The organism is Phycicoccus jejuensis (assembly GCF_044797865.1).
Classification (GTDB): Bacteria; Actinomycetota; Actinomycetes; order Actinomycetales; family Dermatophilaceae; genus Phycicoccus; species Phycicoccus jejuensis.
In genome coordinates this window covers 2,298,075-2,310,402 of sequence record NZ_CP085209.1, presented here as the reverse complement: position 1 = coordinate 2,310,402, position 12,328 = coordinate 2,298,075, and the positions used below count along the sequence as shown (strand labels likewise).

14 protein-coding genes are annotated in these 12,328 nt (G+C 74.9%); 1 reads left to right on the top strand and 13 read right to left on the bottom strand.

Annotation, left to right across the window (positions count from 1 at the left end):
• Positions 1–4 precede the first annotated feature (4 nt).
• Entirely contained in the window at positions 5–379 is a 375-nt protein-coding gene (locus LG324_RS10960) for a nuclear transport factor 2 family protein (RefSeq protein ID WP_030528279.1), read from the bottom strand.
• 167 nt (positions 380–546) lie between these two features.
• Between LG324_RS10960 and LG324_RS10955 the strand changes: the two genes are divergently transcribed.
• Complete coding sequence (locus LG324_RS10955; RefSeq protein ID WP_404347816.1) at positions 547–738, top strand: hypothetical protein; 192 nt, start codon at positions 547–549, stop codon at positions 736–738.
• Between the two features lie 21 nt (positions 739–759).
• On the opposite strand, the gene LG324_RS10950 is transcribed toward LG324_RS10955, so the two are convergent.
• The 12 genes from LG324_RS10950 to alaS form a co-directional block, all read right to left on the bottom strand.
• The gene (locus tag LG324_RS10950) at positions 760–1,257 is read right to left on the bottom strand and encodes a GNAT family N-acetyltransferase (protein WP_404347813.1); all 498 of its coding nucleotides are present in this window, start codon (positions 1,255–1,257) and stop codon (positions 760–762) included.
• A gap of 42 nt (positions 1,258–1,299) precedes the next feature.
• On the bottom strand, positions 1,300–1,713 hold the full coding sequence (gene nusB / locus LG324_RS10945; protein WP_030528276.1) for a transcription antitermination factor NusB: 414 nt from the start codon (positions 1,711–1,713) through the stop codon (positions 1,300–1,302).
• A gap of 3 nt (positions 1,714–1,716) precedes the next feature.
• Positions 1,717–2,277, bottom strand: coding sequence for an elongation factor P (gene efp, locus LG324_RS10940; protein WP_030528275.1), 561 nt, complete (start codon positions 2,275–2,277; stop codon positions 1,717–1,719).
• 216 nt (positions 2,278–2,493) lie between these two features.
• Positions 2,494–3,450: a hypothetical protein gene (locus LG324_RS10935; protein ID WP_404347810.1), complete on the bottom strand. Its 957-nt coding sequence runs from the start codon at positions 3,448–3,450 to the stop codon at positions 2,494–2,496.
• Positions 3,451–3,589: 139 nt separating this feature from the next.
• A complete protein-coding gene (gene aroB, locus LG324_RS10930) occupies positions 3,590–4,663 on the bottom strand; it encodes a 3-dehydroquinate synthase (RefSeq protein ID WP_404347808.1) in 1,074 nt (357 codons plus the stop codon).
• Positions 4,660–5,166: a shikimate kinase gene (locus LG324_RS10925; protein WP_404347806.1), complete on the bottom strand. Its 507-nt coding sequence runs from the start codon at positions 5,164–5,166 to the stop codon at positions 4,660–4,662. Before LG324_RS10925 ends, aroB begins: the two co-directional genes overlap by 4 nt.
• Positions 5,166–6,395: a chorismate synthase gene (gene aroC / locus LG324_RS10920; protein WP_404347803.1), complete on the bottom strand. Its 1,230-nt coding sequence runs from the start codon at positions 6,393–6,395 to the stop codon at positions 5,166–5,168. The genes LG324_RS10925 and aroC overlap by 1 nt, the downstream gene beginning before the upstream one ends.
• Positions 6,396–6,419: 24 nt before the next feature.
• Positions 6,420–7,103 carry an A24 family peptidase gene (locus LG324_RS10915; RefSeq protein ID WP_051750464.1) on the bottom strand — a complete coding sequence of 228 codons (684 nt, stop codon included), beginning with the start codon at positions 7,101–7,103 and terminating at the stop codon, positions 6,420–6,422.
• Positions 7,100–7,927, bottom strand: coding sequence for a shikimate dehydrogenase (locus LG324_RS10910; protein WP_404347800.1), 828 nt, complete (start codon positions 7,925–7,927; stop codon positions 7,100–7,102). The genes LG324_RS10915 and LG324_RS10910 overlap by 4 nt, the downstream gene beginning before the upstream one ends.
• On the bottom strand, positions 7,921–9,093 hold the full coding sequence (gene mltG / locus LG324_RS10905; protein ID WP_051750463.1) for an endolytic transglycosylase MltG: 1,173 nt from the start codon (positions 9,091–9,093) through the stop codon (positions 7,921–7,923). Before mltG ends, LG324_RS10910 begins: the two co-directional genes overlap by 7 nt.
• A complete protein-coding gene (gene ruvX / locus LG324_RS10900; RefSeq protein WP_030528267.1) occupies positions 9,090–9,623 on the bottom strand; it encodes a Holliday junction resolvase RuvX in 534 nt (177 codons plus the stop codon). Before ruvX ends, mltG begins: the two co-directional genes overlap by 4 nt.
• Complete coding sequence (alaS, locus tag LG324_RS10895; RefSeq protein ID WP_404347796.1) at positions 9,623–12,313, bottom strand: alanine--tRNA ligase; 2,691 nt, start codon at positions 12,311–12,313, stop codon at positions 9,623–9,625. Before alaS ends, ruvX begins: the two co-directional genes overlap by 1 nt.
• Between the last annotated feature and the right edge of the window lie 15 nt (positions 12,314–12,328).

Here is a 12,328-nt window from a genome sequence, read left to right as displayed (position 1 = left end):
CCGGTCAGCCGGAGGTGTGCGGCCGGAAGCCGGAGCAGAGCACGCGCAGGTACGTGATGCGCTCGCCCTCGGTGCGGTAGTACGCCTGCTGCTCGGCCGTGAAGTCCCCGTCGCCGTTGCGCAGCGCCAGCCGGTACGAGACGCGCTCGGTGTCCTCCACGGGCGCGCCGACGGTGACGTCGAGCAGCGCCCGGACCTCGTCGGAGGGCTCGAACCACGCGCCGAACAACACCTCGACGAGCGCCTCCGCGCCGGTGCCCTCCCACGCGCGGCCGGGGGTGAGCCCACGGAAGTCGACGTCGGGGGCGACGAGCGCGCGGACGGTGTCGGGGTCCTTGGCGGCGATCGCCGCGGCCAGCCGCGGCCCGAGCGTGCTCATCCGCACAGTCCAGCACGGTGCGCGGGCCGGCGCCAGCCCCCACGGGCGGCACCCGGCACGGACGTCATCCGGGTCGTGAGACGCATAACGCATCACTATGCCTGACCCAACACACTGTGATGCACTGGTGTTGTTGCAGCACCCGCCCGATCCCGAAGGAGGCCCCCGTGACGACCATCGCTCCCCCCACTGCCGGTGCGGCCTCCTGCGCGGACGACGCCGACGGTCCGGCCGTCGCGGCGGTGGCCGCACGCCAGCCGCTCTTCCCGCCGGCGGACGCGGACACCGAGACCTACCGCGCCTGGCTGGCCGTGTCCCCGTGGCCCGAGGTGGTCTTCGCGAGCGCCGGCGCCCGCTGACCCCCGGGTGCGAACGCTACGTCAGCAGCGCTCCATCGCGATCCGCCGACCGTGCCGCGCCAGCCCCTCGCGCTCCTCGGCCGCGAGCATCGGCGCGAGGCGGTCCGGGGGCTCGACCTCCACCCAGCCCCGCCGCGCGTAGAACGGGCCGTTCCACGCGACGTCGGCGTAGGTCATGAGGGTGAGCGTGCCGCCGCCCCGCGCGGCGACCTCGGTGTCGACGGCCGCGAGCAGCGCGGTGCCGTGGCCTCGCCCCTGGTGGTCGGGGTCGACCGAGAGCTGCTCGAGGTGCCACGCGCCCCCGAGGTCGAGGACGTGGGCGAACCCGACGACCGGCGCGCCCGGGGTCTCGTCGCCGGTCGCGACGAGGAGGAACCCCGGCACCCCCGCGCGCTCCTCCCCCGGCGTGGCCGCCGGCCAGCCGAGGTCACCGAAGAGGTCGGTGAACTGCCGGTCGCCGGTGTCCTCGAGAGGGCCGAGCAGCGGCAGGTCGGCGGTGGTGGCCGGGCGGACGCTCATCCCCCGACCGTGCCGCCCGCACGGCACTGCGGCAACCGGTTTTCAGGCGAGGGTCGGCTTGACCTCGGCGAGCCGGCCGAGCAGGCCGTTGACGAACCGGGGGCTGTCGTCGGTCGAGAGCTCGGTGGCGAGCCCGACCCACTCGCTGATGGCGACGGCCTCGGGGACGTCCGGCGAGTACAGGACCTCCCACGCGCCGAGCCGCAGGATGCTGCGGTCGACGGCGGGCATCCGCTTCAGGGACCAGCCCTGCGCGTAGGTGGTGATGAGCTCGTCGATCGTCTCGCGGCGCTCCGAGACCCCGGTGACGAGGTCGGCGGTCAGCTCGGGCAGCGCGTGCTCGGTGACCGGCGTGGCCAGCCGCTCACGCAGCAGCTCCGCGGCGTCGATGCCCCGCTGCTCCGCCTCGAACAGCAGGTCGAGGGCGCGCTTGCGGGCCTTGGTGCGAGCGGCCACGGGTCAGCTGACCCGGCCGAGGTAGGAGCCGTCGCGGGTGTCGACCTTGATCTTCGTGCCCTGCTCGAGGAAGAGCGGGACCTGGACCTCGGCACCGGTCTCGAGGGTCGCCGGCTTGGTGCCGCCGGTCGAGCGGTCGCCCTGGAGGCCCGGCTCGGTGTAGGTGATCTCGAGGATGACCGAGGCGGGGAGCTCGATGTAGAGGACCGAGCCGTCGTGGCGGGCCACGATCGCGTCCTGGTTCTCGAGGAGGTACTTCGCGGCGTCGCCGACGACCTCGGGGCTCACGGGGAGCTGGTCGTAGGTGTCACCGTCCATGAAGATGAAGTCGGTGCCGTCGTTGTAGAGGTACTGCATCGTGCGCTTGTCGACGTTCGCCGTCTCGACCTTGACGCCGGCGTTGAACGTCTTGTCGACGACCTTGCCGGACAGGACGTTCTTCAGCTTCGTCCGCACGAACGCGGGGCCCTTGCCCGGCTTGACGTGCTGGAACTCCACGACGGACCACAGCTGGCCCTCGAGGTTGAGGACGAGGCCGTTCTTGAGGTCGTTGGTCGATGCCACGTGCGGGATCTCTCTCGTGTCTCGGAAGCGGCGCACCACCGTCGGGCGGGCGCGCGTCACCCCGGCGAGGGGTGGGGGATCAGCGATCATCGTACCGTCCCGCGCCCCACCCCCCGGACCACGCCGCCTCCCCCGCAGCGGCCCTTCCCCCCGCGATCTGCGCGGATCCCCCTGCGAGCGCACGCGCACCACCGCAGGTCGCGCGGAGCAGGGGTGTCATGACGCGTCGCGGGCGCCGAGGTCCACCCACCGTGGTCGCGCCACGGGACGAACCCCCTGGGCGAGGAGGATCCGCGCGAGCCGTGCCTCCTCGAGCGCATCCGCCCAGACCCACCGAGCCAGGCGCCATCGGCGTCGGATGCGGTCCTCCCGCAGCTTCTCGGCCCACAGCGCGCGCTCGGCCGCGACGGCGTCGGCGCCCGCCGGGACGGCGTACTTGCGCCGGCCGTCGAACTCGCCGACCACCCCGGGCCACCCGAAGTCACCGAACCCGACGAGGCCCTCGTCGTCCTCCAGCGGGACCTGCAGCGTCGGGCGCGGCAGCCGCAACGTGAACATGCGGGCCCGGGACAGGCTCTCGCCCGGCGACATGGAGCGCCCGTCGGCGAGCTCGGCCACGAGCAGCGCCCGGGGCCGCCCCCACACGCGCGGCGGCACGTCACCGGCAGCTGCGACCAGTGCCTCGGGCGTCGTCATCGCATGGCGCAGGGCGTGGTCCGCAGCCGTGAGCCCCGACTCGAAGGACCGCATCCGGGCGAGGTCGACGACCGTTCGCGCCACCTCGGTGACCCTGAGGCCCTCGCGCAGGACGCCCCCGGTCGGCAGGCCGACGTGGACGCGCACGACGGCCGAGCCGCGCTGCTCGGCCCGGCTCCGCAGCACGGTGACGTGCTGGGGCCAGGCTCCGATGACGGGCAGGCCCCACACCGCCGCGGCGGACTCGAGCGCGTAGATGTTGCGGGCCGGGCGACGCGCCGCGAGGTCGGTGGCGTGCACCAGGGCGGCGGGTCGCTGCTCGGGCGTCAGGCCGCGCCACACCGCCTCGTCGACCCAGGCGCCGTGGCGCACGTGGTGCCACCCACGGCGACCGGGGTCGATACCCATCGGGCGCAGGTCCGGCGCCCCGCGCAGGAGCGCGGGGTCGAAGGGTGCGGGTGGCGGGTCGCCGAGCATCCCCCGACGGTGGCACGTCGGGAGGGAGTGCCGACGCCGTCATCCACAGGCCCCGCTGACGCCGCTCTGCTCCGGGCGACCTGCGCGGATCCCCCTGCGGTCGCACGCGGACCACCGCAGGTCGCGGGGAGAAGAGGCGTCAGGGGGCGAGGGCGGCGTAGGCCTCGCGCAGGAGGGGCTCCGGCGGCCCCTCGAGGCGCACCGGGTGGGCGAGCCCGTCGAGGACGACGAAGCGCAGCCGGGCGCCGCGGGACTTCTTGTCGCGCGCCATGACAACGAGCAGCTCCTCGACGGGCGCCGCGTCGTACGTCGTCGGCAGCCCGACGGCCGCCAGCACCGACCGGTGCCGGGCCAGCAGCTCGGACGAGACCGTGCCCGTGCGGTGCCCGAGCTCGGCCGCGAACACCATCCCGATGGCCACCGCCTCGCCGTGGCGGCGCCGGTAGCCCTCGACCTGCTCGACGGCGTGCCCGAGCGTGTGCCCGTAGTTCAGCACCTCCCGCGCGAACGCCTCGCGCAGGTCGCCGGCGACGACCTCGGCCTTGACCGCGACCTTGCGGCGCACCAGCTCGTCGAGGACGGGCGCGTCCCAGCGCACCGCGTCCTGCGGCGCGGCCTCGACGAGCTCGAGGATGCGCGGGTCGGCGATGAACCCGCCCTTGAGCACCTCGGCGAGCCCGGCGACGAGGTCCGCCTGCGGCAGCGTCGAGAGGACGTCGAGGTCGCAGACGACACCGACCGGCGTGTGGAAGGAGCCGACGAGGTTCTTGCCCTCGGCGGTGTTGATGCCCGTCTTGCCGCCGACGGCGGCGTCGACCATCGCGAGCAGCGTCGTCGGGACGTGCACGACCGCCACCCCGCGCAGCCACGTCGCGGCGACGAAGCCGGCGAGGTCGGTGACGGTGCCGCCGCCGACCGCGACGACGGCGTCGGTGCGCGTGAAGGCGTGCTGCCCGAGCACCGCCCAGAGCGACGCGGCGACCTCGGCGGTCTTGGCCCGCTCGGCGTCCGGCACGCTCGCCTCGTGGACCACGAGCCCGGCCGCCCGCAGCGACTGCGCGACCGGTCCCGCGTAGCGGTCCAGCCCCTCCGGACCGACGACGAGGACCTGGCGCGCCCCCTCGGGCACGAGGCCCGCCACCCGGTCGAGCACCCCGCGCCCGACGACGACGTCGTGGAGGTCCCCGACGGGGATGACGACCGGCTCGCTCACGCCGGCGCCCCGAGCAGGCCCGCGATCTCGGCGGCCACGTCGTCGGCCGGGCGGCCCGCGGTGTCGACGACGTGCGTCGCGACCCGCTCGTAGACCGGCCGGCGCTCCCCCATCAGCCGCACCCACGAGGCGCGCGGGTTGACGGCGAGCAGCGGCCGCGAACGGTCGAGCCCGATGCGCCTGGCGGCGTCGGCGATCCCGACGTCGAGGAAGACGACCGTGTGGCCGGCGAGCAACGGCTCGGTCAGCGGGTCGACCGGCGCTCCCCCGCCGAGCGCGACGACACCCGTCTCCTCGGCGAGCGAGCGCGCGACCTCTGCCCGCTCGAGCTCGCGGAACGCGGGCTCGCCGTCGACGACGAAGATGTCGCCGATGGTCCGACCCTCCGCGGCCTCGACGGCGGCGTCGGTGTCGTGGAACGGGACCCTGAGCAGCGCGGCGAGCGCCTCCCCGGTGGTGGTCTTGCCGCACCCGGGCGGGCCGACGAGGACGACGCGGGGCATCAGGACTCCCAGGTGCGCATCGACGCGGGGATCGCGTCGAGGTAGGCGCGGTGGTTGCGGGCGGTCTCGGCCACGGAGTCGCCGCCGAACTTCTCGAGGCAGGCCTCGGCGAGGACGAGCGCGACCATCGCCTCGGCGACGACGCCCGCCGCGGGCACGGCGCACACGTCGGAGCGCTGGTGGATGGCGGTCGCGGGCTCGTCGGAGGCGACGTCGACGGTGTCGAGCGCCCGCGGGACGGTGGAGATCGGCTTCATCGCCGCGCGCACCCGCAGGACGCCGCCGACCGACATCCCGCCCTCGGTGCCGCCGGCGCGCAGCGTGCGGCGCCGGATGACGCCGTCGGCGCCGCGCTCCATCTCGTCGTGGGCCTGCGAGCCCCGGCGCGCCGCGGTGCGGAAGCCGTCGCCGACCTCGACGCCCTTGATCGCCTGGATGCCCATGAGGGCCGCGCCGAGCCGGGCGTCGAGGCGCCGGTCCCAGTGCACGTGCGACCCGAGGCCCGGCGGCACCCCGACGGCGACGACCTCGACGACGCCGCCGAGCGTGTCGCCGTCCTTGTGGGCGGCGTCGACCTGGGCGACCATCGCGGCCGAGCCCTCGGCGTCGAAGGCGCGCACCGGGTCGGCGTCGAGCGCGGGCACGTCGTCCGGCCCGGGCAGCGGGGCGTCGTCGCGCACCCCGGCCGCGCCGATCGCGACGGTGTGCGAGAGCAGCCGGATGCCGTAGGCCTGCTCGAGGAAGGCCGCGGCGACCGCGCCGAGGGCCACCCGGGCGGCCGTCTCGCGGGCGGAGGCGCGCTCGAGCACCGGGCGGGCGTCGTCGAAGCCGTACTTCTGCATGCCGACGAGGTCGGCGTGCCCGGGGCGCGGCCGGGTCAGGGGCCGGTTGCGGGCGACCTCCTTCTCGGCGTTGACGTCGTCGGAGGCGGCGTAGTCGGCGGCGGCGACCGGGTCGGGGCTCATGACGGTGCGCCACTTCGGCCACTCGGTGTTGCCGATGCGGATGGCGACCGGCGAGCCGAGGGTCCGTCCGAGCCGCAGCCCGCCGAGCACCTCGACCTCGTCCTGCTCGAACTTCTGCCGGGCGCCACGGCCGTAGCCGAGGCGGCGACGGGCGAGGGCGTCCGCGATGTCGGCGGTCGTCACCTCGACCCCGGCGGGGAGGCCCTCGATGGTCGCGAGGAGGGCGGGTCCGTGGGACTCGCCCGCGGTCAGCCAGCGCAGCATGGCGCCCATCCTGACACGGAGGGGTCAGCCCCCCGCGAGGCCGGTCACGATGCGAGGCGTGAGCACGACGGAGGCCCAAGCCCCGAGGCACATGGCCGGCCCGTAGGCGATCGCCGAGCCGAGCCCGACCCGCCGCAGGAGCAGCAGCGCCGCGGCGGCCACTCCCCCGACGAGGAAGCCGGCGGCCATCCCGACGACGACGTGCCCGACGCCCAGGAAGCCGAGCAGGGCGCCGATGACGGGCGCCAGGCGCACGTCGCCGCCCCCGACGCCGCCGCCCGGCATGATGCCCAGCAGCAGGTAGAACCCGCCCATGAGCCCGGCCCCGACGAGGGTGCCCTGCCAGCGCGGGCCCCCCGTCGCGACGACGGCGATGACGAGCAGGACCGCGAGCACGGCCCCGGTCGGCACGACGAGGCCGACGGGCAGGCGGTGCACGTCGAGGTCGATCCAGACCAGGGCCACGGTCAGCCAGGCGAAGAGCAGGAACGGCGGCAGGGCCGCCCAGCCGCCGAGGTCGCCGACCGACCAGACGGCCAGCGCGGCGAGGACGGCCGTCGCCGGGCCGGTCCACCAGGGGTGGCCGGGTGGGTGGGTCGCCTCGTCCTCCGGGATGCGGTACCCGCCGGTGGCGAGCTCGCGCCCCGTGAGGTGGCCGACGACGCCCATGACGAGCGCGGCGAGCGCCGCGACCCCCCAGATCGTCACGCGCGGCCCCCGAGGGCCGCGATCCCGGCGCCGGCCATCGCCTCGACCGGCGCGGGCCGGCCGGTGAAGAGGGTGAACTGCGCCGCGGCCTGGTGGACGAGCAGGTCGAGCCCGGAGACCACCGTCATCCCGGCCGCCGCGGCGGCCCGGGCGACCGGCGTCGGCCAGCCGGCGTAGACGACGTCGAGCAGGACGCCGCCGTGCTGCGCGGGCACCGTGGCGGCGACGTCCTCGCCCCCGGCCGGCGGGACGGTCGAGACGACGACGTCGTCCTTCGTCGTGACCCACGCGTCGATGGCGGCGACCGACCCGTTGCGGATGCCGATGCCCGCGTCGAGCGCCCACGCGAGCAGGTCTGCGCCCTTGGCCGTGTCACGGGCGCGGACGGTGAGCGTGGTGACGCCGAGGCCGGCCAGGGCCAGCACGACCGAGCGGGCGGTGGCCCCGGCGCCGAGGACGAGCGCGCGTCGCGGCTCGCCCAGGAGGTGCGGGCGCAGCGCCTCGGCCGCTCCGGAGACGTCGGTGTTCGTCGCGTCCCAGCCGCCGTCGTCGCGCCGGACGAGGGTGTTCGCGGCGCCGGCCTGCCGCGCCACGTCGGAGACGCTCGACGCCACCTCGAGGGCGGCCTCCTTGAGCGGCATCGTCAGCGACAGCCCGCGCCAGGTGTCGTCGAGCCCGGCGACGAACGCCGGCAGCCCGGCGGCGTCGACCTCGTGCCGTCCGTACTCCCAGTCCTCCAGGCCGCACGCCGCGTACCCGGCCGCGTGGAGCGCGGGCGAGAAGGAGTGCGCGACCGGCGACCCGAGGACCGCGGCCCTCAGCACTGGCCGGGGTTGTCGGAGCACCACTGCTGGAACTCGCGGACGTTGCGGTCGTGCTCGGCCGAGGTGCTCGCGAACTTCGTCTCGCCGGTGCTCGGGTCGACCGTCACGAAGAACACCCAGTTACCCGGCTCGGGGTTCGCGGCCGCCTCGATGGACGCGGCACCGGGGTTGCCGATCGGGCCGGGGGGCAGGCCCTGGACCTTGTAGGTGTTGTACGGGCTGTCGGAGGCGCGCTGGGCGTCGGTGGTGCCGGCCTTGCCGCGCTGCTGCGCGAGGTAGTGGACGGTGGAGTCCATCTGGAGCAGGCCGTAGCTCGGCGGGCCGCCCTCGAGTCGGTTGAGCACCACGCGCGCGACCTTGCCGCGGTCGGCGTCGCCGCTCACCTCGCCCTCGACGATCGAGGCGATGACGAGCGTGCGCTCCCAGTCCTTCTCGGCGACGCCGGCATCCTGAAGCGCCTTCTTCGTGAGCGCGACCATCTGCGTCAGCTGCTCCGTGGCGGTCGTGTCGTCGTCGAACTCGTAGCTCGCGGGGAAGAGCCAGCCCTCGACGTTGCCCTTGGCTGCGGCGGGCAGCCCGATCGCCTCGCCGTCCTTCGCGGCCTTCTCGTACTCGGACTCCTTCACCCCCGTCGCCTCGGCGAGCGCCGCGAAGACCTCCTTCTTCCACAGGCCCTCGCGGATCGTCACCCGCTTCGCGGACCGGTTGTCGGGGTCGGCGAGGAAGGTGAAGGCGTCGGCGCCGCGCATCCCCTTGAGCATGACGTAGGTGCCGGGCTGGATGCCGGCCGCGGCCGCCGGGTCGCCCTTGGCCGCCTCGAGGTAGGCGGTCCGGGTCTTGGTGACCCCGGCGTCGCGCAGGGTCGAGGCGATGGTCTCGCCGGTGTCACCCTGCTTGATGACGACTCGCGTCTCGCCCTCACCGGGGCCGGCGAAGTCGACGTCGGTCGGCTCGTCGCCGAACAGGCCGCTCACGCCGGGTCCGAGGACGGTCCAGGCGCCGTAGGCGGCGCCGCCGATGAGGCCGAGGGCCAGGAGGATCGCGACGAGCCGGCGGCCACGACGGCGCGGTGGCCGCCGCCGCCGGTGCGCCTCGCGGCGCGTGCGGTGGCCCCGCTCGGGGCTCTCCTCGTCACCGAAGATGGTCTCGGTGAAGTCGTGGCTCACGTCGTCGTGCCCTTCGTCCGTGGCTTGCGCCGTCGTCCGCCGACCTGCTCCCCCGCGGGGGCGCCGGTCGACCGCTCGGCGTCGAGCGCGGCCTGGAGGATGAGCACCGCCGCGGCCTGGTCGACCACGGCCCGCTGCCGCCTCCCGGCCACACCGCTCTGCCGGAGCATCCGGTGCGCGTCCACCGTCGTCAGCCGCTCGTCGACGAGCCGCACCGGGACGGGTGCCACGCGCACCGCCAGCACGGAAGCATACGTGCGCGCACGCTCCGCGGCGGGACCCTCGTCCCCCGAGAGCGAGCGCGGGAGCCCGACGACGACCCGGACGGCGGCGTGCTCGGCGACGAGCGAGGCCACCCGTTCGACGTCGTCGTCCCCCGGGGCGGCCGGCGCCTCCGAGGTGCGCGGCACCGTCTCGAGCGGGGTCGCGAGGAGGCCGTCGGGGTCGCTGACGGCGACCCCGACGCGCACCGAGCCGACGTCGACGCCCAGCCGGGCGCCGCGCTCGCTCCCCGCGCCGGGAGCCGGCATCAGCCGGCGATCTCCCCGACGCGCCACTCGACCGCGGCGAGCGCCTCCCCGACCTTGGCCGGGTCCTGCCCGCCGCCCTGGGCGATGTCGTCCTTGCCGCCGCCGCCACCACCGAGCGCCTGCGCCGCGGCGCGGACGAGCTCGCCGGCCCTGACGCCGCGCTCGCGCGCGGCCGGGTTGGTCGCGACGACGACCACGGGCCGGCCCTTGGCGACCCCGGTGATCGCGACGACCGACGGGCGCTCGTCGCCGAGGCGGCCGCGCAGGTCGAGGACCATCGTGCGCACGTCGTCGGCGCCGGCGTCCCCGGCGTCGTGGCCGAGGAAGGTGATGCCGCCGACGTCGCGGGCGCGGTCGGTCAGCGAGCCGGCCTGCGCCTGGAGCTGCTCCTTGCGCAGGCGGTCGAGCTCGCGCTCGGCGTCGCGCACGCGACCCATGAGGCCCGCGACGCGCTCGGCGAGCTCGTCCGGACGTCCGCCGACCTGGCCGGTCAGCTCGGCGACGATGGCGCGCTCCTTCGCGAGGTGGCGCAGCGCGTCCATCCCGACGAAGGCCTCGACCCGGCGCACGCCGGAGCCGACCGACGACTCGCCGGTCAGGGTGAGGGCGCCGATCTGGCTGGAGTGGGCGACGTGGGTGCCACCGCAGAGCTCGCGGCTCCACGGGCCGCCGATCTCGACGACGCGGACGTCCTCGTCGTAGGTCTCGCCGAACAGCGCGAGCGCACCGATCTCGCGGGCCCGCGGCAGCGGCATGTACGTGGCCGAGACCGGGAGGTCCTGGCGCAGCGCGAGGTTGGCGACCTCCTCGATCTCGCTGCGGGTCTCGGGCGAGAGCGCCTGCCCCCAGGCGAAGTCGAGGCGCAGGTAGCCGGGCTTGTTGTACGAGCCGGACTGCAGCGCCGACGGGCCGAGCACCTGGCGCAGCGCCGCGTGGACGACGTGCGTGCCGGAGTGCGCCTGGCACGCAGCCACCCGCCAGTCGCGGTCGACCTGCGCGAGGACCGACGAGCCGGAGCGCAGCGCCCCGGAGACGACCTCGACGGTGTGCGCGATGAGGCCCTTGACGGGGCGCTGCACGTCGAGGACACGCAGCTCGAGCCCGTCGGCGGTGATGACGCCCTCGTCGGCGACCTGGCCACCGGACTCGGCGTAGAACGGGGTGCGGTCGAGGACGACCTGCGCGCGCGTGCCCGGCTCGACCTCCTCGACCCGCTCGCCGTCGACGACGAGGCCGAGCACGCTGGCCTCGCTCGTCAGCTCCTGGTAGGCGCGGAAGTCGGTGGCGCCGAGGGCGCGCAGGTCGCGCCACACCTCGGTGTTGACGTGTCCGGACTTCTTGGCCTTCGCGTCGGCCTTCGCCCGCTGGCGCTGCTCCTGCATCAGGCGGGTGAAGCCGTCGCGGTCGACCTCGACGCCCTGCTCGGCCGCCATCTCGAGGGTGAGGTCGATCGGGAAGCCGTAGGTGTCGTGGAGCTGGAAGGCCTGGTCGCCCGCGAGCACCGTGCCGCCGGACTCCTTGGTCCGCGCGACCGCGGTGTCGAGGATCGTCGTGCCCGACGCGAGCGTGCGGCGGAACGCCTCCTCCTCGGCGTAGGCGATCTGCGCGATGCGGTCGAACCCGGCCTCGAGCTCGGGGTAGGACTGCTTCATCCGCTCGAGCGAGACCGGCAGCAGCTCGGGCAGGCAGGGGTCCTCGTAGCCGAGCAGTCGCATCGAGCGGACCGAGCGGCGCAGCATCCGCCGCAGGACGTACCCGCGGCCCTCGTTGCCGGGGGTCACGCCGTCGCCGATGAGCATGAGCGAGGAGCGGACGTGGTCGGCGACGACGCGCAGCCGCACGTCGTCGGGGTGGCTCGAGCCCGCCGAGTGGCCGGAGTGCGCGCCGTAGGACTTGCCGGTCATCTCCGCCGCGCGGGCGAGGACCGGGTAGACCTCGTCGATCTCGTACATGTTGTCGACGCCCTGGAGGATGGACGCGATGCGCTCCAGCCCCATCCCGGTGTCGATGTTCTTGCGCGGCAGCGGGCCGCTGACGTCGAAGTCGACCTTGGTGCGGACCTCGGTGAGGTTCTCCTGCATGAAGACGAGGTTCCAGAACTCCATGAACCGGTCCTCGTCGACGGCCGGTCCGCCGTCGGGGCCGTACTCCGCGCCGCGGTCGTAGAAGATCTCGGAGCAGGGGCCGCCCGGGCCGGGGACGCCCATGTGCCAGTAGTTGTCCGCGAGGCCGCGGCGCACGATGCGCTCGAGCGGCACGCCGACCTGCTCGTGCCAGATGCCGAGCGCCTCGTCGTCGCCGTCGAGGACGGTCGGCCAGATGCGCTCGGGGTCCAGGCCGAAGCCGCCGCGGTCCTGCGGGGTCGTGACGAGCTCCCAGGCGAGGGCGATGGCCTTCTCCTTGAAGTAGTCGCCGAAGGAGAAGTTGCCGTTCATCTGGAAGAACGTGCCGTGCCGCGAGGTCTTGCCGACCTCCTCGATGTCCTGGGTGCGCACGCACTTCTGGACGCTCGTCGCGCGGTCGTAGGGCGCGGTCTCCTGGCCGAGGAAGTACGGCTTGAAGGGCACCATGCCGGCGTTGACGAACAGGAGGTTCGGGTCGTCGTGGACGAGCGGCGCCGAGGGGACCACGGTGTGGCCGTTGCGCTCGAAGAAGTCGAGCCAGCGGCGCCGGATCTCGGAGGTTTCCATGTCGGGTTCAGTCCT